20 protein-coding genes are annotated in these 22,482 nt (G+C 65.9%); 3 read left to right on the top strand and 17 right to left on the bottom strand.

From position 1 onward, the window contains the following. Positions 1-2 precede the first annotated feature (2 nt). The 12 genes from Q0C59_RS08860 to Q0C59_RS08805 form a co-directional block, all read right to left on the bottom strand. Positions 3-521, bottom strand: a complete 519-nt coding sequence (locus Q0C59_RS08860) for a TIGR02281 family clan AA aspartic protease (protein ID WP_291214217.1) — start codon at positions 519-521, stop codon at positions 3-5. Next, on the bottom strand, positions 518-937 hold the full coding sequence (locus tag Q0C59_RS08855; protein ID WP_291214215.1) for a group II truncated hemoglobin: 420 nt from the start codon (positions 935-937) through the stop codon (positions 518-520). Before Q0C59_RS08855 ends, Q0C59_RS08860 begins: the two co-directional genes overlap by 4 nt. Continuing rightward, positions 934-3,489 carry an ABC transporter permease gene (locus Q0C59_RS08850; RefSeq protein ID WP_291214213.1) on the bottom strand — a complete coding sequence of 852 codons (2,556 nt, stop codon included), beginning with the start codon at positions 3,487-3,489 and terminating at the stop codon, positions 934-936. Before Q0C59_RS08850 ends, Q0C59_RS08855 begins: the two co-directional genes overlap by 4 nt. A gap of 145 nt (positions 3,490-3,634) precedes the next feature. Then, the gene (gene upp / locus Q0C59_RS08845; RefSeq protein WP_056272841.1) at positions 3,635-4,267 is read right to left on the bottom strand and encodes a uracil phosphoribosyltransferase; all 633 of its coding nucleotides are present in this window, start codon (positions 4,265-4,267) and stop codon (positions 3,635-3,637) included. An 88-nt stretch (positions 4,268-4,355) separates the two neighbouring features. Next, complete coding sequence (gene fdhD, locus Q0C59_RS08840; protein WP_291214210.1) at positions 4,356-5,216, bottom strand: formate dehydrogenase accessory sulfurtransferase FdhD; 861 nt, start codon at positions 5,214-5,216, stop codon at positions 4,356-4,358. A 108-nt stretch (positions 5,217-5,324) separates the two neighbouring features. Next, positions 5,325-5,717, bottom strand: a complete 393-nt coding sequence (locus Q0C59_RS08835) for a hypothetical protein (protein WP_291214208.1) — start codon at positions 5,715-5,717, stop codon at positions 5,325-5,327. A gap of 33 nt (positions 5,718-5,750) precedes the next feature. Next, the gene (locus tag Q0C59_RS08830; RefSeq protein WP_370654213.1) at positions 5,751-6,971 is read right to left on the bottom strand and encodes a formate dehydrogenase subunit gamma; all 1,221 of its coding nucleotides are present in this window, start codon (positions 6,969-6,971) and stop codon (positions 5,751-5,753) included. Positions 6,972-6,984: 13 nt separating this feature from the next. Continuing rightward, positions 6,985-7,230: a hypothetical protein gene (locus tag Q0C59_RS08825; protein ID WP_291214207.1), complete on the bottom strand. Its 246-nt coding sequence runs from the start codon at positions 7,228-7,230 to the stop codon at positions 6,985-6,987. Continuing rightward, complete coding sequence (gene fdh3B, locus Q0C59_RS08820; RefSeq protein ID WP_291214204.1) at positions 7,227-7,829, bottom strand: formate dehydrogenase FDH3 subunit beta; 603 nt, start codon at positions 7,827-7,829, stop codon at positions 7,227-7,229. The genes Q0C59_RS08825 and fdh3B overlap by 4 nt, the downstream gene beginning before the upstream one ends. A gap of 30 nt (positions 7,830-7,859) precedes the next feature. After that, entirely contained in the window at positions 7,860-10,826 is a 2,967-nt protein-coding gene (locus tag Q0C59_RS08815) for a formate dehydrogenase subunit alpha (RefSeq protein ID WP_291214203.1), read from the bottom strand. A gap of 110 nt (positions 10,827-10,936) precedes the next feature. After that, complete coding sequence (locus Q0C59_RS08810; RefSeq protein WP_291214201.1) at positions 10,937-11,167, bottom strand: formate dehydrogenase; 231 nt, start codon at positions 11,165-11,167, stop codon at positions 10,937-10,939. Positions 11,168-11,326: 159 nt separating this feature from the next. Then, positions 11,327-11,515: a hypothetical protein gene (locus Q0C59_RS08805; RefSeq protein ID WP_291214199.1), complete on the bottom strand. Its 189-nt coding sequence runs from the start codon at positions 11,513-11,515 to the stop codon at positions 11,327-11,329. A gap of 132 nt (positions 11,516-11,647) precedes the next feature. Here Q0C59_RS08805 and Q0C59_RS08800 point away from each other — a divergent pair, with 132 nt between their 5' ends. From Q0C59_RS08800 to Q0C59_RS08790, 3 genes are all read left to right on the top strand, one after another. Continuing rightward, positions 11,648-13,033, top strand: a complete 1,386-nt coding sequence (locus tag Q0C59_RS08800; RefSeq protein ID WP_291214197.1) for a sigma-54 dependent transcriptional regulator — start codon at positions 11,648-11,650, stop codon at positions 13,031-13,033. Then, complete coding sequence (locus Q0C59_RS08795; protein WP_291214195.1) at positions 13,030-15,147, top strand: cache domain-containing protein; 2,118 nt, start codon at positions 13,030-13,032, stop codon at positions 15,145-15,147. The genes Q0C59_RS08800 and Q0C59_RS08795 overlap by 4 nt, the downstream gene beginning before the upstream one ends. Before the next feature lie 93 nt (positions 15,148-15,240). Continuing rightward, positions 15,241-16,893 (top strand): WD40 repeat domain-containing protein, encoded by a 1,653-nt coding sequence (locus Q0C59_RS08790; protein ID WP_291214193.1) that lies wholly within the window; start codon positions 15,241-15,243, stop codon positions 16,891-16,893. 22 nt (positions 16,894-16,915) lie between these two features. Here Q0C59_RS08790 and Q0C59_RS08785 read toward each other — a convergent pair whose 3' ends face one another. The 5 genes from Q0C59_RS08785 to boxA form a co-directional block, all read right to left on the bottom strand. Then, complete coding sequence (locus Q0C59_RS08785) at positions 16,916-17,533, bottom strand: molecular chaperone (protein WP_291214191.1); 618 nt, start codon at positions 17,531-17,533, stop codon at positions 16,916-16,918. A 13-nt stretch (positions 17,534-17,546) separates the two neighbouring features. Beyond that, positions 17,547-19,646, bottom strand: a complete 2,100-nt coding sequence (locus Q0C59_RS08780; RefSeq protein ID WP_291214189.1) for a 4Fe-4S binding protein — start codon at positions 19,644-19,646, stop codon at positions 17,547-17,549. Continuing rightward, complete coding sequence (locus Q0C59_RS08775) at positions 19,573-20,226, bottom strand: DUF3306 domain-containing protein (RefSeq protein WP_291214187.1); 654 nt, start codon at positions 20,224-20,226, stop codon at positions 19,573-19,575. Before Q0C59_RS08775 ends, Q0C59_RS08780 begins: the two co-directional genes overlap by 74 nt. A 2-nt stretch (positions 20,227-20,228) precedes the next feature. Beyond that, positions 20,229-20,870, bottom strand: a complete 642-nt coding sequence (locus Q0C59_RS08770; RefSeq protein ID WP_291214185.1) for a DUF3305 domain-containing protein — start codon at positions 20,868-20,870, stop codon at positions 20,229-20,231. A gap of 116 nt (positions 20,871-20,986) precedes the next feature. After that, positions 20,987-22,279: a benzoyl-CoA 2,3-epoxidase subunit BoxA gene (gene boxA, locus Q0C59_RS08765; RefSeq protein WP_291214183.1), complete on the bottom strand. Its 1,293-nt coding sequence runs from the start codon at positions 22,277-22,279 to the stop codon at positions 20,987-20,989. Positions 22,280-22,482 lie beyond the last annotated feature (203 nt).

The following is a 22,482-nucleotide window of genomic DNA, read 5'->3' as shown; positions in this document are numbered from 1 at the left end:
GCTCACCGAGGCGTCAACCGCATCTCGCCCTGCAAGATCTGGATATCGAAGCGCGACAGAAAGCTCTGGCCCAGCAAGGCCTTGTCTTTGTCGAGCCCGACCAGACCCACCGCCACGGTGGTGCCGTTCAGACCCAGGTGTCCAGCCTGCACCGGTACCTGGCGCAAGACCCGGCCCTGCAGTGGGCCGTTGGCGGTCTGAAAGGTCACGCTCTGACCGCCTTCCAGGCTGGCGCGGCGTGCAAAGTCTTCGCTCACGGTCACGGTGCTGGCGCCCGTATCCACCAGGAAGGTGACGGCTTCTCCGTTGACCTGACCTTGCACACGAAAGTGGCCGTCGCGGCCGCGGGGAATCACCAGCTCGCCTTGTTCGTTGGAATAGGCCTGGTTGCCGGCTGCGCGGCCTTGCTCGAAGTGGTCAAACGCGAGGTAGAGCATCCCCATGAGCGCGAGCCAGAACACCACGATGCCCAGGGCACCGCGACGCGCGGTTTGTGCCACGTTGGGGGTGGGGTCGGTCATCCATGGGACCCGGGTTGGTTGCGCATCCAGTCCGCGGTCTGAAGAAAGCTCGTCTTCAAGCGCTCGCGCAGCACGGCGTCCACACCCGTTTCACCCATCGCCTGGTCCATGCAGGCCAGCCACTGGTCGCGTTCCTGCACGCCGATGGAGAACGGCATGTGGCGCATGCGCAGGCGGGGGTGGCCAAACTTTTCGGTGTAGTGCTGCGGGCCGCCGAGCCAGCCGCAGAGGAACCAGAACAGTTTTTGCCGGGCGTCTTCCAGCGTGTTGCCGTGGGCGGTGCGCAGCTCCTTGTAGCCGGGCTCGATGTCCATCAGGTCGTAGAAGCGGTCGACGAGTGCACGCACCCTGTCTTCACCACCGATCCATTCGAACGGGGTGGCAAACGGCTTTGATTCTTGCAGTTGATCGCTCATGCGGTGGCCTTGCGCAAGGTTTCCACCACCGGGGTGCGCAACACACTGCGCAAGCCCCACCAGCCGGCCACCAGGGCCAGCACAGCGCCGGCCAGCGCACCGCCCAGCGGCACCCAGGGCGAGGCGGTCCAGGAGAACTGGAACACATAGCGCGCGAGTGCCCAGCCCACGGCCACGGCCACGCTGGAAGCGAGGAAGCCAGCCAACAGGCCCACGCCCAGCAGCTCGATGCGCTGCACCTGGCGCAGCAGCCTGGAGCCCGCGCCCACAGCGCGCAGGATGGCGAATTCGCGCTCGCGCTCGCCACGGGTGGCGGTGATCGCGGCCAGCAGCACCACGAGGCCGGCGGCCAGCGTGAAGGCAAACAGGAACTCCACCGCGCTGATGACCTGGCCGAGCACACGCTGGACCTGCGCAATGGTCTGGCTCATGTCCACGTTGGTGATGTTGGGAAACTGGCGCACCAGCGAGTTGTCGAAGCTGGCACCAGCGGCGCTGGCGCCATCGGGTGCGCGGAAGGCGCTGATGAAGCTCACCGGCACGTTGGGCACCTCGGCCACGGGGAACACCACGAAGAAGTTCACCCGCATGGAGCCCCAGTCCACCTTGCGCAGGCTGGTGATGCGCCCTTCGGTAATCTGGCCGCCGATGTCGAAGCCCAGGCGGTCGCCGAGCTTCAAGCCCAGGGTTTCGGCCAGGCCTTCTTCCACGCTCAGGGCGTCGGCTTCGTTCTCGGTCCACGTGCCCTGCACCACCGGGTTGTTGTCGGGCAGCGTGGCGGTGTTGGAGAGGTTGAACTCGCGGTCCACCAGGCGGGCAGCGCGGTCGTCGGGGTAGTCCTCGGGCTTCACCGCCGCACCGTTCACGCTGACCAGCCGGCCGCGGATCATGGGGTACCAGTCGAAACGCTCCACACCGGCGGTGCGCAGCGCCTGCTGGAACTCGGTGCCCTGCTCGGGCTGCACGTTGATCACAAAGCGGTTGGGTGCGTCAGGCGGGGTGGCGTTGCGCCAGCTGGCAATGAGATCGGTGCGCAGCAGCACCAGCAGCACCAGCGCGAGCAGACCCACCGAGAGCGCGCTGATCTGCACCACCGCGTAGGCCGGGCGGGCCGAGAGCTGGCGCGTGGCCATGACGAGCGCACGCGGCGCGGTGGCTTCGTTCACGCTGGCGCGCAGCAGGCGCACGGCGGCGTAGCTGGCTGCGGCAAACAGCAGCACCGCAGCAGCGAAGCCACCCACCGCAATGCCGCCCAGCAGCAGGTCGCGGCTGGCGGCCAGCAGCAGCGCGGCAAATCCCGCCATGCCCAGCGCCAGCACGGCCAGCGTGGCGGGCTTGAGCTGGCCCACGTCGCGGCGGATCACGCGCAGCGGCGGCACCTTGGCCAGCTGCAGCACAGGGGGCAGGCCAAATGCCATCATCAGCGTGAGACCCATGCCCAGCCCAAGCAGCACTGGCGTGATGCCGGGCGGTGGCAGGCTGGCCTCGACCAGACCCGCGAGAAGCACCACGAACACATGGTGCACCGCGTAGCCGATGGCCACGCCCAGCGCGCTGGCGAACAGGCCCACGAGCGCAAATTCGAGCGTGTAGGCGCGCGCCATGGTGCCCTGGGAGAGGCCGAGCACGCGCAGCATGGCGCAGTCGTCCAGGTGCCTTTGTGCAAACCCTCGGGCGGCAATGGCCACGGCCACGGCGCACAAGAGCGCGGCCAGCAGCGCCACAAGGTTGAGGAATTTTTCGGCGCGCTCCAGCGTTTCCTGCATGGCGGGCTGCCCGCCTTCGAGCGACTCCAGCCGGATGCCGCGCACGCCCGGCTTGGCCACCTCGGCCTGCGCCCACTGATTGAAGCGGGCCACGCGGGCTTCGTCGCCCACCACGGCCAGGCGGTAGTTGAGGCGGCTGGCGGGCTGCACCAGGCCGGTGACGGGCAAGTCCGCGTTGTTGATCATCACGCGTGGCGCAAAGCTCATGAAGCCGGCGCCCCGGTCAGGTTCGACCACGATAACGCGGGCGATGGTCAGCGAAGCGTCGCCCAGCAGCAGCGGCTGGCCCATCTCCAGGTCGAGGCTGACGAGCAACGCTGCGTCAACCCAGGCGGTACCGGGCGCGGGAATGTCCCGCGTGGGCGCATCGGTGCCGGTGGGTGTCTCGGCCACGCGCAGGCTGCCGCGCAGCGGGTAGCCCTCGCCCACCGATTTCAAAGCGACCAAGCGGGCGGCACCGCCCTCTTCGTCGCGCGCCCGGCCCATGGTGGGAAAGCTCAGCGTCTGCACCACAGTAAGACCCAGTTCGCGGGCCTGCTCTTCGAAGGCAGGCGGCGGTGTGTTGTCGCTGCTGATGACGACATCGCCCCCGATGAGCGCACGCGCATCGCGCGTGAGCCCGCCCTGCAGCCGGTCGGCAAAGAACCCCACCGCCGACAAGGCGGCCACCGCGAGCGTCACGGCCAGCATGAGCAGCCGCAGTTCGCCGGCGCGCCAGTCACGGGTCAGGGAAGACCAGCCCAGGGTCCAGAAACGGATGGGCAGGGAGGTGATGGGTGTACTCATTCGCAGGACCTTATCGCATCAACAAAAGCCACACATCGGACCGGCGCGAAGTGCATTGGTTCAGAACGCCGCGGAACTGGCTTTGCCAGGCCGCAGGTGTTGCCCCTGAGGGGTGACGCGCCGCAGGCGGGGCGCGGGGGGAGCTCTACTTGGTGCCGAAGATGCGGTCGCCGGCGTCGCCGAGCCCCGGAACGATGTAGCCGTGTTCGTTCAGGCCGCGGTCCACGGCAGGCGTGTAGATCGGCACGTCAGGGTGCGCGTCATGGAAGGTCTTGATGCCCTCGGGGCAGGTGACCAGGCACACGAAACGGATCGAGCGCGGGCCGGTCTTTTTCAGGCGGTCGACCGCGGCCACTGCCGAGTTGCCGGTGGCCAGCATGGGATCGAGCACGATCACGTCGCGTTCGTGCATGTCCTGCGGCATCTTGAAGTAGTACTCCACCGCCTTGAGCGTGGCCGGGTCGCGGTAGAGGCCGATGTGCCCCACGCGCGCGCCGGGAATGACCTGCAACATGCCGTCGAGAAAGCCGTTGCCGGCGCGCAGGATGGAGGCAAGCACCACCTTCTTGCCGTCGATGACGCGCGAGGTCATCTTTTCCAGCGGGGTCTCGATCTCGATTTCCTGCATGGGCATGTCGCGGGTGATCTCGTAGGCCAGCAGGGCACTGAGCTCGTGCACGAGTTCGCGAAAGCTCTTGGTGCTGGTGTCCTTGCGGCGCATCAGCGTGAGCTTGTGCTGCACCAGGGGGTGGTCAATGACGTGGACGTCTCGGCTCATGGGAGTTCTCGGCTAAAAAAGTGAACCGAGTTTATGCCCGAACCCCCGGGCACACGCCGAGTGAGGACGGCCCGCGGCGCCCGCGGAATCAGGAAGTGCTGGCGGCGCGCTCCCGCGCAGCGGGGGCAGGCGGCGGCACGGCATCAAGCACCAGGCGCGCGGGGTGGGTGTAGCACAGGAAGTGCTTGTTGGTGGCCCGACCAATGGCACACAGGCCCACGCGCTGCGCCACATCCAGGCCCATCTGCGTGATGCCGCTGCGCGAAACCACCACGGCCACGCCCATCTGGGCCGACTTGATCACCATCTCGCTGGTGAGTCGGCCTGTTGTGTAAAAGACCTTGTGGCGCGAATCGGTGGACTGCTCCAGGGCCATCCAGCCGGCGATGGTGTCCACCGCGTTGTGGCGACCGACATCCTCCACGAACAGCTGCAATTCGTCGTCGTGGAACAGCGCACACGCATGCACCGACCCGGCCGACTTGTAAGTGCTTTCCTTGAGCCGGATCGCGTTGACGATGGCGTACAGCTGCGACTGGCGCAGGACCATGTTGGCCGGCAGCTGGATGCTGTCGATCTCGTCCATGAGGTTGCCGAAGACACTGCCCTGGCCACACCCGGTGGTGACCACGCGTTTGGAAGTGCGCTCTTCGATGTGGTCGATGCCGTGCCGCGTCTTGACCGAGGCCGCGCCCACCTCCCAGTCCACGGTGATGGACTCGATCTCGTCCACAGATGCGATGAGGCGCTGGTTGAGCAGATAGCCCAACACCAGCCACTCGGGGTGCGCGCCGAGCGTCATCAGCGTCACCAGCTCGCGCTTGTCCACATACACGGTGAGGTCGCGCTCCGCCGGAATGAAGATCGACTCGCGCTCGCCGTGCTGGTTCGTGACCTCGACTTCTCGGGTCAGTGGTGCACGGGCCTGGGTGAGGTGGGGCAAAGGCATGGCGGCAGACTACAGCAGATTCAATGGCAACAAAGTCAAAGGGCCGGCACCCGGAGGTGCGGCCCTTTCACTTTCAGAAGATCCGGAGATGGGCGGCGTTGCGGCCGGTCACTTGCCGGTGGGTACCGCAGCTGGCGCCTTGCCGCTCGGAGGGCTGGATGCCTGGGTGGAGGGCGAGTGTGCACCAGCTGCTTCAACCGGCTTGGCTACCGCAGTGGCGGCGGCCGCCACGTAAGTGAACGGGCCTGGATCGGCGCAGGCCGGCAGTGCTGCGGCAGGACCGACGGACTTGCCGCTGGCAGCTGCCGTCTTGAAGTAGTTGCCTGCGGCCCGGTCCATCGACAGGCAGAGCTTGTAGCTTTCCACCTTTGCGGCCCAGGCCGTGCGGGCCTTGGCCTCCTCGGCCTTGGCTTTGGCTTCTTCGGTCAGCACGGGTGCGGGCAGCTTGGCGAACACGGACGTGGCCAGCAGCATCGACAGGCACAAAAGGCTGCGTTTCATGGGATTTCCTTGTCTCAGAAGAAGGTGGGACGGTCAGGCAGCGCGCGGCGCATCGCTGGTCGCTGCGGCGGCTGCCGTGCGGTGCGCCGGGATCTTGCCGGCCTTGATGTCGTCGTACCAGAGCTCGTGGTGCTCCTTGGCCCAGGTCTCGTCCACATAGCCGGTCTTCATGGCCTTGTAGGCGCCTTCCATGCCGACGGTGCCCATGTAGATGTGGCCCAGGAACATGGCCATCATCAGAACGGTGGCGACACCGTGGATCATGTGGGCAACCTGCATGTTGGCACGGGTGTATTCCACCGCCGGCACGATCTTGTCGAGGAAGACGCCGGAGCCCACGACGATCAGGCCGAGGAAAAACACACCGCCCCAGAACACGACCTTCTCACCCGCGTTGAAGCGGTGCGAAGGCACTTCGGAACCACCAAACAGACCACCGGCCTTCATGATCCAGGCAAAGTCTTCCTTGCTGGGCCAGTTGTCCTTGAGGAAGGTGAAGAACACCACCACCAGCGACACCGCGAACAGCGGGCCGGCAAAGTTGTGCATGTTCTTGAGCGCGTAGCTCAACCAGCCGAACAAGGTGGCGCCCATCACGGGCAGCAGGAAAAACTTGCCGAACGCCATGACGATGCCGGAGACGGCCAGCACAACGAAGGTGATGGCATTGATCCAGTGCGCTGCGCGCTCCACGTAGGTGAAGCGCTCGATCACGCGGCCGGTCTCGCTGCCGTGCAGCCTGATCGTGCCCTTGCCGAAGTAGAACAACGCCAGCGCCACCAGCACGATCAGCATCAGTGATCCGCCGTAGGGAATGATCCAGTTGTTGCGCACCTGGCGCCACGCTTCACCCGCATTGGTGTAGCTGGAGCCAGGGTACTGCACAAAGCCCTGGATCATGTTGCCGGCTTCAGGATCGGGCAGGCTCGAATAGCCCGTGACGCCTTTGGCCACATCGCGCCACATCGGCGCGTTGTTGCCCGGCTGCACCTGGCCGCGCTCGGCGTTGGTCTGCTCGCTGTACTTGGGATCGGTCGACGCGTCGGGCGCGATCTCGAAAATGTTGGCGCTCCGGATGCCACCTTGCTGGGCCGCGGCGGGCGCGGTCACGGCGGGTGGAGCCGGGTCGTCCTGCGCAGGCCCGGATGTCGGCGCTTGTGCACTGACCATGCCCGCACTCAGGGCAAACAGGGCCGCCGCGAGGACAGCCGGCGATGCGAGCTGGCGCAAGCCAGCGGTCAAAAACCGTTGCATACAGCGTTCCTCGTCAATTGGACATGCGGGTGTAATCGTTCTGTCCGTACTGGGCACGCGTCTTCAGCTGCTGTTCCCAGCTCGCCTTGTCGCCTGCGCTCCAGCCGCCCTGCACGTACTGGCTCTTGCCCACGCCGGTGTAGGGCGCGCCGTCCTGCTTGACGCCGGCGCTGTTCATTTCCTGTGGCTGGTCGCCGCAGGCTGCGAGGCCCAAGGTCAAGGCCACAGCCGCGATGGAGAGGGTGAAACGCTGGCTCATGATTTGGTCCCTGCTGCGGTGCCGTAGGCGGTGCCCCAGCCCCAGACTTCGGCGCCCTTGCCACGCTGCAACACACGGTTGCGGAAGATGTCGGCCACCACGTCGCCGTCACCGGCGAGCAGGGCCTTGGTCGAGCACATCTCGGCGCAGGCCGGCAGCTTGCCTTCGGCCAGGCGGTTGCGACCGTACTTTTCGAACTCGTCCTGGCTGCCGTGGGCCTCGGGGCCGCCGGCGCAGAAGGTGCACTTGTCCATCTTGCCGCGCACACCGAAGGTGCCTTGCGAGGGGAACTGCGGCGCGCCGAACGGGCAGGCGTACGAGCAGTAGCCGCAGCCGATGCACACGTCCTTGTCGTGCAGCACCACACCTTCGTCGGTGCGGTAGAAGCAGTTCACCGGGCACACGGCCATGCAAGGCGCGTCGCTGCAGTGCATGCAGGCCACCGAGATGGATTTTTCGCCGGGCACGCCGTCGTTGAGGGTGACCACGCGGCGGCGGTTCACGCCCCACGGCACCTCGTGTTCGTTCTTGCAGGCGGTCACGCAACCGTTGCATTCGATGCAGCGCTCTGCATCACAGATGAATTTCATTCTTGCCATATTGTTCTCCTGTTGCAGCGGGGCCGGTGCTTACGCACGCTCCACATTGCAGATCGTGGTCTTGGTTTCCTGCATCATCGTGACGATGTCGTAGCCGTACGTGATGGCCGTGTTGACCGCCTCACCACGCACCACCGGCATCGCGCCGGCAGGGTAGTAGGGCTTCATGTCTTCGCCCTGCCAGTGGCCGGAGAAGTGGAACGGCAAGAACACGGTGTCCTCGCCCACCCGCGGTGTCACCAAAGCCTGCACGTTGATGCGCGCTCCGGTCGGGCTGCTCACCCAGACGCGTTCGCCGTTGCGGATGCCGCGTGAAGCTGCAGTCGCTGGATGGAGTTCGACGAACATCTCCTGCTGCAGTTCGGCCAGCCAGGGGTTGGAGCGGGTCTCCTCGCCACCACCCTCGTATTCGACCAGACGGCCCGAGGTCATGATCAGCGGGAACTTCTCGTGCATCTTTTCTTCGATGTTCTTGGTCTGCAGCGACTTGTAGAGCACCGGCATGCGCCAGCGGCTCTTCTGGTCGTCGTGGCTCGGATACTTGGCCACCATGTCGGGGCGGATGCCGTAGAGCGGCTCGCGGTGCTGCGGAATGCCATCGGGGAAGTTCCACACCACGGCGCGGGCCTTGGCGTTGCCGAACGGATGGCAACCGTGGGCCATGGTCACGCGGATGATGGCGCCGGTCGGGTCGGTCTTCCAGTTCTTGCCCTCGGCAGCCTTTTGCTCGGCCTCGCTCAGATCGGCCCACCAGCCCAGCTTCTTGAGCAGCACGTGGTCGAACTCGGGGTAGCCGGTGGTGATCTCGGAACCGACCGAGTGCGAGCCGTCCTCGGCCAGCAGGCTCTTGCCTTCGCGCTCCACGCCGAAGTTGGCGCGGAAGTTGCCGCCGCCTTCCATGACGTGCTTGGAGGTGTCGTACAGGTTCGGCGAGCCAGGGTGCTTGATCTCGGGCGTCCCGTAGCAAGGCCAAGGCAGACCGAAGTAGTCGCCGGTCATGTCGTAGCCGGTTTCCTTGTCGACAACCTTGCCCTTGGCCTTGAGCGTCTTCACGTCGAAGACGTTCATGTTGCGCATGTGGGCCTTCAGGCGTTCCGGGCTCTGGCCGGTGTAGCCAATGGTCCAGACCGACTTGTTGATCTCGCGCAGGATGTCCTCCGGCACGGGTTCGTCCATGCCCTTGACCTGCTGCATCTTGTAGTTCTTGCTGAGTTCGGTGGCGAAGCCGAGCTTTTCAGCGAACTGGTGCATGATCATGTGATCGCTGCGGCTCTCCCACAGCGGCTCGATGACCTTCTCGCGCCACTGCAGCGAACGGTTCGACGCGGTGCAAGAACCGCTGGTCTCGAACTGGGTGGCCGCTGGCAGCAAATACACCGCACGGTTGGGGTTCTGGTCTTCGGGCTTGCCGGGCATGGCCGCCATCGACGCGGTGGCCGACGGGTACGGATCCACCACCACCAGCAGGTCGAGCTTGTCCATGGCGCGCTTCATCTCCAGACCACGGGTCTGCGAGTTGGGCGCGTGGCCCCAGAAGAACACGCCGCGCAGGTTCGGACCCTGGTCGATCAGCTCGTTGTTCTCCAGCACGCCGTCGATCCAGCGCGACACGGTGATGCCGGGCTTCTCCATCATGCCGTCGGCGTACTTGGACTTGATCCAGTCGTAGTCCACGCCCCAGGTGGCAGCGAAGTGTTTCCACGAGCCGGCTGCCAGGCCGTAGTAGCCGGGCAGTGAATCGGGGTTCGGGCCCACGTCGGTGGCGCCCTGCACGTTGTCGTGCCCACGGAAGATGTTGGTGCCGCCGCCGCTCTTGCCCACGTTGCCCAGCGCCAGTTGCAGGATGCAGGTGGCGCGAACCATCGCGTTGCCGATGGTGTGCTGGGTCTGGCCCATGCACCACACGATGGTGGCCGGCTTGGCTTCGGCCAGCATCTTGGCGACCTTGAACATCTGGGCTTCGCCCACACCGCAGGCTTCTTCAACCGCAGCCGGGTTCCACTTGGCCATCACGTCGGCTTTCACAGCCTCCATGCCGTAGACACGGTCGTTGATGTATTTCTTGTCTTCCCAGCCGTTGGCGAAGACGTGGTACAGGATGCCGAACAGGAAAGGAATGTCGGTGCCGGAGCGGATGCGCACGAACTCGTCGGCCTTGGCCGCGGTGCGGGTGAAGCGCGGGTCGACCACGATCATCTTGCAGCCGTTTTCCTTGGCGTGCAGCATGTGCAGCATGGACACGGGGTGCGCTTCGGCGGCATTGGAGCCGATGTACAACGCGCACTTGCTGTTCTGCATGTCGTTGTACGAATTGGTCATGGCGCCGTAGCCCCAGGTGTTCGCAACACCGGCCACCGTGGTGGAGTGGCAGATGCGGGCCTGGTGGTCGCAGTTGTTGGTGCCCCAGAAGCTCACGAACTTGCGCAGCAGGTAGGCCTGCTCGTTGTTGTGCTTGGACGAACCCACAAAGTAGACCGAGTCGGGGCCGCTGGCCTCGCGCAACTCGTTCATCTTCGCGGTGATTTCGTTCAGTGCCACGTCCCAGCTGATGCGCTCGTACTTGCCGTTGACCAGCTTCATGGGATAGCGCAAGCGGTATTCGCCGTGGCCGTGCTCGCGCAGGGCCGCACCCTTGGCGCAGTGGGCGCCGAGGTTGATGGGGGAGTCGAACACCGGCTCCTGGCGCACCCAGACGCCGTTTTCCACGATCGCGTCGGTGGCGCAGCCCACCGAGCAGTGCGTGCAGATGGTGCGCTTGACTTCGATCTTGCCGGTGCCGTCGATGGACTTGCCTTCAGCGGCCTTGGCCTTCTTCACCAGCACGAGCTGGGAAGCGGCCAGACCGACGCCCACGCCCATGCCGGAGCGGCGCAGGAAGGCGCGGCGGTCCATGGTGGGCAGGGCCGAGGACAGGCCGCGCTGCAGGTTGTGGACGAAGGTGGAATGCACGCGTGAGGCGTGTCCACCGGCGGAGGATGATTTTTTGGTCAGCAGCATGGTTTTGCCTCCTGAGGAGTCGCTTGGCAAACCGCTGTGGAAGCGGCCTGTGCCCCTGACTGGGGCAGCGAACGGACGAGAACGTGGGGATTCAAGGAACAGCCGTCCGCTCAGATGCGGGTGGTCTGGTAGTACTGTTTGACGTGGTCGCTGAGGCTGTAGCCGCCGCCCTTGGTGGGTGCGGGCTTGGCCTCGATCGCAGCGGTTTCTTCGACCGGTGCGCGCGGAATCAAGGCAGCCGCGGCAGCGAGTGCGCCGACCGTGGACGCACCTGCGAACAGAGTGCGCCGGTTCAGGCCGGAGCGTTCACTACCTGCGGTCGGGCGGGAGGGCTTGGTCATGCAGATCTCCAGGTTGAAACGGGTCCGCCAACACAACGTGCGGACCTTTTGCATACGTGGAATCTAACCCCAGCCGGTATGGGTTGCAAGGTGGTTCATACGTAGCAGGAAGTGATTGACGCCTCGTGACCAGAGCACCTTTCATGCGGCATTGCAACATCACAGCTTGCTGCGCTTTTGATAGCCAGAAGCGTGCCATAGGCCAAAGGTATCGGTGCCGGGGAAAGCAAGCCTGGCGCAGGCAGATCGCCACACCTTGAGCACACTCACAATCGCGATGAAGGTCTCGTTGACCACCTCGGGATTACCCGCATGCCGGTGACGATGAGGCCCGGCGAGGTCGGACAAGCTGTCGCCCCTTGTCGCGACAATTTGTCGCATGCACCACGACCGCCCAGGCGTTTCAACACCCCGCACCATCGTGGGGTTTGCGCCAATACCCCACTGTTTTCGTAGGGCTCATCCGTAGAATCCCGGCGGGTGGACACCTCTCTTTTGCCCTCGGGGCCCGAACGAACCCTGGAAGGCTGGCCCGACTGGTCCATCCTGATCGTCGACGACGAGCAGGGCATGCTCAACTTCCTGGTCAAGACATTGGCACCGCGTTGCCATTTCGTGATGAGCGCCACCAGTGCCGAAGACGGCGCACAGTGGTTGCGCGGCCACCACGTGGACCTGGTCATCCTGGACATCTCCTTGCCCGGCAAAAGCGGCGTGGTCTGGCTCAAGGAACTGCGCGAACAGGGCTTCACCGGCGAGGTGATCCTGATCACTGCGTTCGCCGACCTGGACACCGCCATCGAAGCCCTGCGCGCGGGCGCGTCCGACTTCATCCTCAAACCGTTTCGGGTGCCGCAGATCCTGAACGCGGTGAAACACTGTTACGAACGTTCGCGCCTGCGCCGGGAAAACTTTGTGCTGCGCCGCGCTGTGTCACAGCCCCCGGGGCGCGGCACGGCGCTGGTGGGCCAGTCACCCGACCTGCAGAACCTGCGCGCCTCGATTGCGCGCGTGGCACCGGTCAACAGCACGGTGCTGCTGCAAGGCGAGTCGGGCACCGGCAAGGAGTTGGTGGCACGTGAACTGCACGCTCAAAGCAGCCGCGCCAGCGGGCCGTTCGTGCCGGTCAACTGCGCGGCGGTGTCGCCCGAGTTGATCGAAAGCGAACTCTTCGGCCACGCCAAAGGCGCGTTCAGCGGTGCGACACGCGCGCGCGACGGCCTGTTTCACTACGCACAGGGTGGCACGCTGTTCCTGGACGAAATTGCCGAGCTGCCGCTGGCCATCCAGGCCACGCTGCTGCGCGCCATTGAAGACTTGAAGATCCGCCCGGTGGGCAGCGAGCAGCTGGTGCCGCTGAACCTTCGCATCATCGCAGCGACCAACCGCCAGCTCAGTGCCGAGGTGGAAGCCGGGCGCTTCCGCAAGGACCTGTTCTTCCGCCTGCAGGTGGTCGACCTGAACCTCGCACCGCTGCGCGCGCACAAGCAGGACATCCCCGAGCTGGTCGCCCACTTCATGGCGCAACTCGCGCCCTCGCTGGGCGTGGAGCCACTGGCCATCAGCGAGCAGGAGATGGCCTTTCTCGCCCAGTACGACTGGCCGGGCAACGTGCGCGAACTGCGCAACCTGATCGAACGCTCGCTGATCCTGGGGGCGCTCAACGTGTCGGCGCTGTATCCCGGCGTGAACCAGAACCGCGACAACACCGCGCCGGCCATGCCGACCGACCTGCACGCCATGGAGAAGCTGCACATCCTCACCGTGCTCGATTCGGTGCAGGGCGACAAGACGCGCGCCGCGCAGTTGCTCGGCGTGTCGCGCCGCACACTGGAGCGCCGCGTGGCCGAGTGGGCCGGCATGTGACGCTCTGGCGCACGCCGCGCTGGCTGGCGGGCTCCGTCCGCAACAAGCTTCTGGCCATGGCGCTACTGCCGCTGCTGGTGGCGTTTCCGCTCATGGCGCTGGCCCTCGCACTGTGGGGCAACGCGGCCTACGACCGGCTGCTGATCACCAAGGTGCGCAGCGACCTCGCGGTGGCCAACGGCTACTTCGACCAGGTGCTCGGCGAAGTCGGATCGGGCACCCGCGGCGTGGCCGAATCGCAAGCCTTGTACGCGGCACTGCGCCCCAGCCGCCCCGTGGCGCAAGGCTTCGCCAGCGAACAGCTCGCCAGGGCCCGGGAACAGCTGGGGCTGGACTTTCTGGTGCTGTACGACCTGCAAGGCCGGCCCCTGGCGCGCGCCGCACCGGCGGGCTTGAGCACCAGCGATGCGGCAGAGCCGGTGCCCTCGATGCCGCCGGCCATCCGCGCTTCGTTGCAGGCGGCCGACCAACCGGCGCGCGCGCGCCTGATGCAACTGGAACCCGAGGCCCTGGCCGCGCTGGCGCCCCACCTCATGGCCCGCCTGCGCATTGCGCTCGTGCCCACCCGCAACGCCGCACCCGACACCCGCGAGGCCGAAAACCGCGCGCTGGTGGTGCTCGCCACCCGGGCTGTGCGCGACGCATCGGGGCAGACCATCGCCTGGCTCAGCGGCGGCCTGCTGCTCAACCAGAACCTCGATTTCATCGACCACATCAACCGCATCGTCTACCCCGAAGGTGCCCTGCCCTTCGGCAGCCAGGGCACGGCCACGCTGTTCATGGACGACGTGCGCATCACCACCAACGTGCGCCTGTTCCAGGACCAGCGCGCCATCGGCACCCGCGTGTCGCAAGCGGTGCGCGACGCGGTGCTGGGCAGCGGCAACACCTGGCTGGACCGCGCCTTTGTTGTGAACGACTGGTACGTGTCGGCCTACCAGCCGCTGCAGGACGCCAGTGGCGCGCGCATCGGCATGCTCTACGTGGGCTTCACCGAACAGCCTTTCCGACTGGTGCGCTACGCCATGATGGCCGCGCTCGGCCTGATCTTCCTGCTGGTCACGGTGCTGTCGGCGGCGCTCTCGATCCGCTGGGCGCGCAGCATCTTCCAGCCAGTGCAGCGCATGAACCGCACGATGCAGCTGGTGGAAGAAGGCCAAAGCACCGCGCGGGTGGGCGAGCTTGATGCGCGCGACGAACTCGGCGCACTGGCCGGCCATCTGGACGAACTGCTGGACGTGATCGACGACAAGACCGCCGCGCTGCAGCGCTGGGGCGAAGAGCTCGACCACAAGGTGGCCGAGCGCACGCAGGAACTGGAGGCGAGCAACGCCTCGCTGCAGATGGCGCAGCAGCAGCTGGTGAAGAGCGAAAAGCTCGCGGCCATCGGCCAGCTCACGGCCAGCATCGCGCACGAGATCAACAACCCCATCGCGGTGATGCAGGGCAACCTGGATTTGATGCGGGAGACCCTGGGCGCGCACGCGCAACCCGTTCGCGGCGAGCTGCAACTGCTGGACGAGCAAATCGAGCGCATGCGCCTGATCGTCACGCAGCTGCTGCAGTACGCGCGGCCCACCGAGTACGCCGGTTACGTGGAGTCGCTCGACCTCAACCGCACGGTCAACGACTGCCTGGTGCTGGTGGGGCATCTCATGGCGCAGACGCAGATCGAGGTGCAGCGCGAGCTGCGGTGCACGCGCCGCGTGGGCTGCAACCGGCAGGAGCTGCAGCAGGTGATTATCAACCTGTTAATCAACGCGATCCAGGCGATGCCGCAAGGTGGTGTGTTGCGGCTGGTGACTCAGGACTGGGTCCCCGAGGGCCCGCACGGGGTGCACGCGGGCGGTGCATTGCTGCGCGTGGAAGATGCCGGCCACGGCCTGAGCGCAGAGGCGCAGGAAAGTTTGTTTCGCCCCTTCTTCACGACCAAGAACGACGGCAACGGCCTCGGCCTCTGGATCAGCCAGGGCCTGGTGGAACGCTACGGGGGCAGCATCTCGGCGGCGAACCGGTCGGACGCCAGCGGCGCCGTGTTCAGCGTGCAGCTGCTGACCGAACCACTGGCCCCCACCGCCACGCCCACCAACGACGGGCGGCCCGGCGGGCTCTGACGAGCCGAACAAATACTGCAGGGGGGTTATGGGCAGCACAGGAGCCATGGGCTGCAATCACTGGGTCTTTCAGCCCACGGTGAAACCCCGACCATGACCCCCTTTCTGCATCTCTCGCGCGGTCTGCGCACCCTCCCGCTGCTGCCTCTCTTGTTCGCAGCTCTCACGCTCTCTGGCTGCGGTGGTGGCGATGGTGACAACACCGCCGTCAGCCCTTTCACGCCCACGCTGACCCTCACCGTCTCGGTGCAGGACATCAAGACCCTGCGGCTCAGCTGGACCGGCACCGACCTGGCCACCGGCTACCGCCTGTTCGTCGAAGCCGACAACGCCGCGGTACGCGTGGCGGTGGCCACGTTGCCTGCCAGCACCACCCAGCACGATCTGCAGGTGTTCCTGCCCGACCAGGTCAATGCGCGCTACACCCTGCAGGCCTGCAACGCTGCTGGCTGCGCCGACGCGGCCACCGTGAACGTGGATACCGCGCTGCTCAAAAGCGCTGTGGGCTACTTCAAGGCGGCACTTCCCGGCGGCCACGCGGGCAAAAGTGTGGCGCTGTCCGGTGACGGCAGCACACTGGCGGTGGGCGCGTACACCGACGACCACCAGGTCATCGACAGCGGATCGGTCTACATTTTCTCGCGCGGTCCCGCCGGTTGGGTGCAACAAGCGTTGGTGAAGGCGGCCACACCCGCTGCGAACGACTTGTTCGGCACATCGGTGGCGCTGTCGTCTGACGGCCAGCGCCTGTTGGTCGGTGCCAGTGGATACGCCTCCAACCGGGGTGCCATCTTCGTGTTCGAGCGCATCAGCGGGCAGTGGGTTCAAGACTGGTTCCAGGAGGATCCCTACCCCTGGACGGCCCAGGACAACTGGCGCAAATTCGGGTGGGCCCTGGCCCTGTCCGGCGACGGCAACACCCTGGTAGCGGGGCGCGATGACGATGATGTCACCGCGGTCGTCTTCACGCGCGACGCCGGTCTGTGGACCTCGCAAGCCGCCATCCCGACCATGGCCTTCTACAACGGCTCGGCCTTTGCACTGTCCGGCGATGGCAACACACTGGTGGTGGGACGGCGCAATGCCGCCATCGCCACCGGAACAGCGGGTGTGGTCGATGTCTACGAGCGAGTCAACTCCGCCTGGCAGCTCTCCACCCAGTTGACCGCTGCCAACGCGGGCAATGGTGACGGTTTCGGCTGGTCTGTCGCCTTGGCCAGCGACGGCCAGACCATCGCCGTCGGCGCCATCTTTGAAGACGGTGACGCCACCGGCATCAACGGTCTCGACGGGAACGGAAGTCTCAACAGCGGTGCCGTCTATGTCTTCGCGCGCAGCGCAGGCACCTGGAGCCAGCAGGCTTATGTCAAGGCATCCAACACCGGTGAATTTGACTGGTTTGGCTACGCGGTCTCGCTCTCCGCCGACGGCAACACCCTGGCCGTGACCGCGAATGACGAAGACAGCTCGGCCCAAGGCCTGAACGGCCCGCAGGACAACAACGCGGCCAGCGCCTCCGGCGCAGCCTATGTGTTCCGGCGCCGCGGCGGTGAATGGCATCAAAGTCGCTACATCAAAGCCACCAACACCGAGTCGACCGACCGGTTTGGCGACGGCATCGCCTTGTCGGGTGATGGCCAGTCTCTGGCGGTCGGGTCGACCAGCGAGGACAGCGCGGCCACCGGCATCGGTGGCGACCAGAACGACAACAGCGGCGGAGGCAGCGGGGCGGTCTACCTTTACTGACAACGGCAGCGAGGCGGCTGGCTCAGGCCAGCATGTCGAAGCCCTGCGCCTCCACACCCACGAACGCGCGGGTGAACGCGGCCAAGGTGGCGTAGAAGCGGGCCTTTGGGTGCGCCGCGATGTCGTCGCACATGCGCATCACCCAGGGCTGCAGGTGGGTGGTGAAAAACTTTTGCTGCTGCGTGAGGTTGGCCACCTCCACGTCGTCGCCCGCGATCAGGTAACGCATCACCTCGCACAGGTAGGCAACATGGTCTTCGGTTTCCGACATGGTGTCGTCGCGCCCCAGGCCGAGCGCGGCCAGGTCGGTGCGCAGCGCAGCGAGCGGTTTTTCGTTCAGGAAGCCGCTGAGGTAGTGCGAGCCGAACAGGTAGATCTCGGGCTTGCCCACACCACCGAAGAGCGCGTTGTATTCGGCGGTCACAGCAGCGTCATCGAGCTCGCGAGCAGCGGCCACCACCTCGCGCCAAGGCTCCTCCAGAAAACCGCCGGCGGCGGGAGCTTCGGTCACGGCCACGCGCAGCTGGGCCATGAGCTCGGGCGTTGGCGGTGCGTAGTACAGCGCGGCGAGCAGGCCATAGACCTCGGCGCGGGCAGTTTCTTCGTCCAGGGCGGACGTGATCGGAATGCTGTTGTTCATGGCATCAATGGCTTCACAGGTCGGTGATGCGGGTCTCGCCCGGATTGGAGTACAGGTCCACCACGCGGCAGTCGCCGCACATCTTCAGGCGCTCCAGCGCTTCGCCCTGGAACATGGCGTGGCCCGAGAGCTTGCCCAGCATCACTTCGATGCCCTTGAGCGTGCCGAAGGGTTTGGCGCAGCGGATGCAGTGGTAGGGCTGAGCCTCGTTGAGCACGCGCAACTGCTTGCGCTGCTCGCCGATCAGCAGGCGCGGCTGCAGGGTGATGGCGTCTTCCGGGCAGGTGCTGGCGCACAGGCCGCACTGCACGCAGTTCTTCTCGATGAAGCGAAGTTGCGGGCGCTCGGTGTTGTCCTGCAGGGCGCTGGCCGGGCATGCGCTCACGCAGCTCAGGCACAGCGTGCAGGTGTCCTTGTTGACGTTGATGGTGCCGAGCAAGGAGGCGCCTGGCAGCGCGATGGCTTCCATGGCGGGGCGCTGGGCGGCGCTGTCCTGCAGCAGGTGGTCGATGGCCAGCTCGACCGTGGCGCGTTTCTCGGCCTGGATGGCAAAGGTGGCGCGGCGTTTGACGGTCTGTGCAGGGGCTTCCACGAGCGCGGCGTCAAGCGCCTGCACATCGTTGGCTTCGATCAGACGGAAGTGGTGCCCGCTGTAGCCCAGGCCCAGCACCAGGGCTTGGGCCACGGCCATTTGCTCACGCACGGCCTCGCGGTACTGCGGGGCTTCTTCCCCGGTCATGAGCACCCAGACCTGCGAGGCGCCATAGGCAAAGGCCGAGAGACACACATCCAGACCGATCGACGCCGTGTGCCACAACGGCATCGGGATCACGCGGGCGGGCACACCGCGGTACGCCTTGTCCATCGACGCGACACGGCCCAGTTCGTTGACGAGCGCCGCGCCAGCTTCCTGGCCGTGCAACAGCAGCGCGGCGTTCTGGCCGCCGGCCTTGGCGTAGGTGGCCAGCAGGGTGCGCAGCTTGACGCCCTGCTCGCTGGCGCGCGGGTAGGCGTAAGACAGCGCACCGGTGGGGCACACGGTGGTGCAGGCGCCGCAGCCCACGCACAGGTTGGGGTTGACGACGATCTGGTTGCGCTTGATCTCGCTGCTGATGGCCAGCGCCGAGCAGACTTCGACGCAGGCGTTGCAACCCACGGTTTCGTTGCGACCGTGCGCGCAGAGCTTTTGCTTGTAGGTGAAGAACTTGGGCTTCTCGAACTCGCCCACCAGCTCGCGCAGCTTGAGCACGGTGGCCATGCCGGCGGCGTTGTCGATACCGGCGGCCAGATGGAAATAACCCTGGGGGTGCGCGTGCTGCGTGAAGGCCGGCACGGCCCGCAGGTCGAGCACCATGTCGAATTTTTCGCTGTGCTCCTGCGCATCGCGCTGGAAGTTGATGGCACCCACGGCTTCGCAGGCCTTGACGCAGGCGCGGTGGCTCTTGCACTTGTCCATGTCGATCTGGTAGTCCAGACCAATGGCGCCCTCGGGGCAGACGGCCACGCAGGCGTTGCAGCGCGTGCAGAGGTCCAGGTCGATCGGGTTGTTCGTGGTCCAGTCCACCGTGAACGCACCGAGCCAGCCACGCACCTCGCCGATATCGCCCGCCATCACGGGGTAGCGGCGGGTCTGCATGCCGCTGCCGCCAGTCGACATGAGGCTGACTTCCAGCGTGTCGGACACGAGATCGGCCACACGCTCGGCGTCTTGCAGCGCGCCGATGATCAGCAGGCGGCCCGCGCTTTTGTAGGTGACGGTGGGCACCGGCTCGGCGTCGGGCAGGCGCGCGGCGGCCAGCAGCGCGGCCATCTTGGGCGTGGCGTCTTTGGCCTCACGGCCCCAGCCGCCGGTTTCGCGGATGTTGACGAACTTGATCGGCCGCACGTCGAGCGACACCGCGCCCTCGGTCTGTTCGGAAAGTTCGGTGAAGAGGCGGCTTTCCTGGGTGCAGGCGACCACCAGGTCTTCGTTGCTGCGCGCTGCGCGCTGGAACGCGGGAGCGTCGCGGCGGCACAGGGTGGTGTGCAGGGTCAGGTCTTCATCCAGGGCCTCGCCCAGAACCTTCGGGTTCAGGGGCATGGTCTGGTTGCAATTGCAGATCAGCGTGGTCATCGTGGGTATCCGGTGTCTCGGGGACGGTGGTGTCGTTGTTGTCGTCTGGCGAGGCCTCGGTGGCCCCTGGTCCGGCCTGGGCCACCTCTTCGGGCGGCTCGGTCTGCGGCTCTGTGATCGGTTGCGGCGTTGCGGTGGCGGCTGGCTTGGGCTCGTTCGGGTCGTCCACCAGTTTCAGGAACTGCGCACCCACCATCTTGGCCATGTCTGCGGCCGAGAGCGGGCTGGGCTTGGAGTAGTCGTCGATGTAAATGTCCAGCCCGTCCATGATGTTGTAGTGCGGGTCGGTGAAAAGCTTCTTCACCGCCGCATTGCGCACATCGGGCGACACGCTGCGGGCCACGAAGGCCGAGTAGTCGGACTCGGGCGTGAGTCGGGCCACATCGTCCAGCGTGAGGGCTGGAGGCGCCTCGGGTGGTTCTTCAACCGCTGGCGCGGCGGGCGCGGGTGCCACCACGGCAGCGGGCACCACCACCGCTACCGGAGCTGGTGGCTCGGGGGGTAGCGGCTCGCCGGTGCGCACCTGCACCTTGCGGCGCGACCAGCGCGAGAAGAAGTTGTCGTCGTCGTTCGTGGCCATGCTCACTGTCCTGACGGTTGACCGCCACCGCGAAGCTTGTCGGTGGTGACCCGCACAGGCTGACCGAAACGGTCCTTCAAGGCCTGAAAGCTTTGGGGACGCTGGCGGCGCTTGGGCTCAGGCTGGTAAGTGGCATCAACGAAGCCGCGCAACCAGTCCACCACCTCGGGCGCTGCAGGCACCTGGTCCACGCGCTCCTGCGCGTCGAGCCAGCGGCCGGCGTCGTGGTAACTCAGCGTCACGATCTGCGGCACGGCCATGGGCTCCCCGTCGAGCAGGCGCTCTTCGTCGGCGCGCCAGAACACCCAGAAGCAGGGGTTCGGGCTGTTGAGGTTGAGAAAATAACCTTCGGCGTCGTCGCTGAACAGCATCACGCGAAAGCGCGGGAACAGCCAATGGGAAGTACCGCCCGCCTCAGCACCAGCAACCACATCGACCGGCTCCACCGCCAAAGGCTCGTGGTCGTACTCCGTACTGTCGGGTTCGGTCTCGTCGGGGCTGCCGCGCGGCATCACATCGGCCAGCACCCAACGAAATGGCTGCCAGCGGCTCATGTCGCCCACCACGGGCTCGCGCCGCATCACCACGTCGACCTCGATGGCGGGTCGACTGCGGGTGGGGGCAGGGGTATGGGGGTTGTTCATACGAAGGCAGGAATGTACGGCATCCCGCCTTCGCACGGGACGTGGGCACCCGCTTCACCACGCACGGGAGGCAGCTTTGGCAGACCAATCGCTGCCTCCATGCACCGCGGGGTAAGTCAATAGGTTTCGAGATGCAGTCGGCCTTCTTTTTTCAAGGCGGCACCGATCGTGTCCCAACTCAGGCCGGCTCCCTGCGCCACGTCGCGCAGCGACAGCACCACACCCTCTTCCATGCTCTTCAAGCCGCACACATAAAAGTACGTGTTCGGATCCTGCAGAAGTACCGCCAGATCGGCGGCGCGTTCGCGCATGGCGTCCTGCACATAACGTTTGGGCGCGCCCGGCGTGCGGCTGAAGGCGAAGTTGGTGTCGATGAAGTCCTTGGGCAGGTTCTGCAGCGGGCCGAAGTACGGCAGCTCCTCCTGCGAGCGTGCGCCGAAGAACAGCATGAGCTTGCCGCCTTCGAACTTGCCCGACGCGCGCAGGCGGCGTCGCCACTCGGTCATGGCACGCATGGGTGCACTGCCGGTGCCGGTGCAGATCATCACGATGTTGCTCTTCGGGTGGTTGGGCATGAGGAAGCTGGTGCCGAACGGCCCGATCACTTCGACCTTGTCGCCCACCTTGAGGTCGCACATGAAGTTGCTGGCCACGCCACGCACGGGCTGCCCCTGGTGGTCTTCGAGCACGCGCTTGATGGTGAGCGAAAGGTTGTTGTGCCCCACCCGCTCGCCGTTGCGCGGGCTGGCGATGCTGTACTGGCGCGCGTGGTGCGGCTTGCCGTTGGCGTCCACGCCGGGCGGGATCACGCCGATGCTCTGGCCTTCGAGCACCGGGAACGGCATCGCGCCGAAGTCGAGCACCACATGGTGGGTGTCGTAGTCGCTGCCGGCCGTCTTGCCGACTTCCGTCACGCGCAGGTTGCCCACCACGGTGGCGGTCACGGTCTTTTGCGTGGCCTTGGGTCCGTAGAGGTTGGTGTAGGCGTGTGCGGCGGACCAGGGCGGCAAGGTGGCGCCATAGCTGCTGGCCACAAAGGTCTGTTCCCCGGTGGTGTCTTTGGCAACGGCTTCGACAGGCTCAGCCAGAACGGAGCCGCCATCAACGGAGGTCAGGCCCTCCAGCTCTTCGGGTGGCAGCTCGGGCGGCAGCTCATCCCAGGTGAGCTGCTCTTCGGGTGTGTAGGCGCGCACCAGCGGCATGCTGCGCCAGTTGTCGATGGAGCCGGTGGGGCACGGCGAGATGCAGTCCATGCACAGGTTGCACTTGGACGCGTCGACCACGTAGTTGCGTGAATCGTGCGTGATCGCACCCACCGGGCAGATCGCTTCGCAGGTGTTGCAACGGATGCAGATCTCGGGATCGATCAGGTGCTGCTTGATGACAGCGAGTTCGGCTGGGGCGTTCATGGGGAGTCTCCTGGAGCCCTCCCCCGCTGGGGGAGGGTTGGGTGGGGGCGTCGCAGAGTCTCGCAGAAGCGGCGCTGCCCCCATCCGGGGTCTCCTCGTTTTCAGTGCAATAAGTGACGGTACGAAAAGCTAGCACTGGCGCGGAGGTGGTGTTGGTAGATCGTTGATTTCATTGACTTTCCTGTTCACTTTCAAATCTGCGA

The sequence above is a fragment of the Hydrogenophaga sp. genome (genome assembly GCF_022844385.1).
GTDB lineage: Bacteria > Pseudomonadota > Gammaproteobacteria > Burkholderiales > Burkholderiaceae_C > Hydrogenophaga.
This window is presented reverse-complemented; position numbering and strand designations above follow the sequence as displayed.

Excerpts from the sequence above, each read along its gene's own strand:
- Q0C59_RS08860 (WP_291214217.1), bottom strand. The coding sequence starts at position 521 with ATGACCGACCCCACCCCCAACGTGGCACAAACCGCGCGTCGCGGTGCC.
- Q0C59_RS08855 (WP_291214215.1), bottom strand. The coding sequence starts at position 937 with ATGAGCGATCAACTGCAAGAATCAAAGCCGTTTGCCACCCCGTTCGAA.
- Q0C59_RS08850 (WP_291214213.1), bottom strand. The coding sequence starts at position 3,489 with ATGAGTACACCCATCACCTCCCTGCCCATCCGTTTCTGGACCCTGGGC.
- upp (WP_056272841.1), bottom strand. The coding sequence starts at position 4,267 with ATGAGCCGAGACGTCCACGTCATTGACCACCCCCTGGTGCAGCACAAG.
- fdhD (WP_291214210.1), bottom strand. The coding sequence starts at position 5,216 with ATGCCTTTGCCCCACCTCACCCAGGCCCGTGCACCACTGACCCGAGAA.
- Q0C59_RS08835 (WP_291214208.1), bottom strand. The coding sequence starts at position 5,717 with ATGAAACGCAGCCTTTTGTGCCTGTCGATGCTGCTGGCCACGTCCGTG.
- Q0C59_RS08830 (WP_370654213.1), bottom strand. The coding sequence starts at position 6,971 with ATGCAACGGTTTTTGACCGCTGGCTTGCGCCAGCTCGCATCGCCGGCT.
- Q0C59_RS08825 (WP_291214207.1), bottom strand. The coding sequence starts at position 7,230 with ATGAGCCAGCGTTTCACCCTCTCCATCGCGGCTGTGGCCTTGACCTTG.
- fdh3B (WP_291214204.1), bottom strand. The coding sequence starts at position 7,829 with ATGGCAAGAATGAAATTCATCTGTGATGCAGAGCGCTGCATCGAATGC.
- Q0C59_RS08815 (WP_291214203.1), bottom strand. The coding sequence starts at position 10,826 with ATGCTGCTGACCAAAAAATCATCCTCCGCCGGTGGACACGCCTCACGC.
- Q0C59_RS08810 (WP_291214201.1), bottom strand. The coding sequence starts at position 11,167 with ATGACCAAGCCCTCCCGCCCGACCGCAGGTAGTGAACGCTCCGGCCTG.
- Q0C59_RS08790 (WP_291214193.1), top strand. The coding sequence starts at position 15,241 with ATGACCCCCTTTCTGCATCTCTCGCGCGGTCTGCGCACCCTCCCGCTG.
- Q0C59_RS08785 (WP_291214191.1), bottom strand. The coding sequence starts at position 17,533 with ATGAACAACAGCATTCCGATCACGTCCGCCCTGGACGAAGAAACTGCC.
- Q0C59_RS08780 (WP_291214189.1), bottom strand. The coding sequence starts at position 19,646 with ATGACCACGCTGATCTGCAATTGCAACCAGACCATGCCCCTGAACCCG.
- Q0C59_RS08775 (WP_291214187.1), bottom strand. The coding sequence starts at position 20,226 with ATGGCCACGAACGACGACGACAACTTCTTCTCGCGCTGGTCGCGCCGC.
- Q0C59_RS08770 (WP_291214185.1), bottom strand. The coding sequence starts at position 20,870 with ATGAACAACCCCCATACCCCTGCCCCCACCCGCAGTCGACCCGCCATC.
- boxA (WP_291214183.1), bottom strand. The coding sequence starts at position 22,279 with ATGAACGCCCCAGCCGAACTCGCTGTCATCAAGCAGCACCTGATCGAT.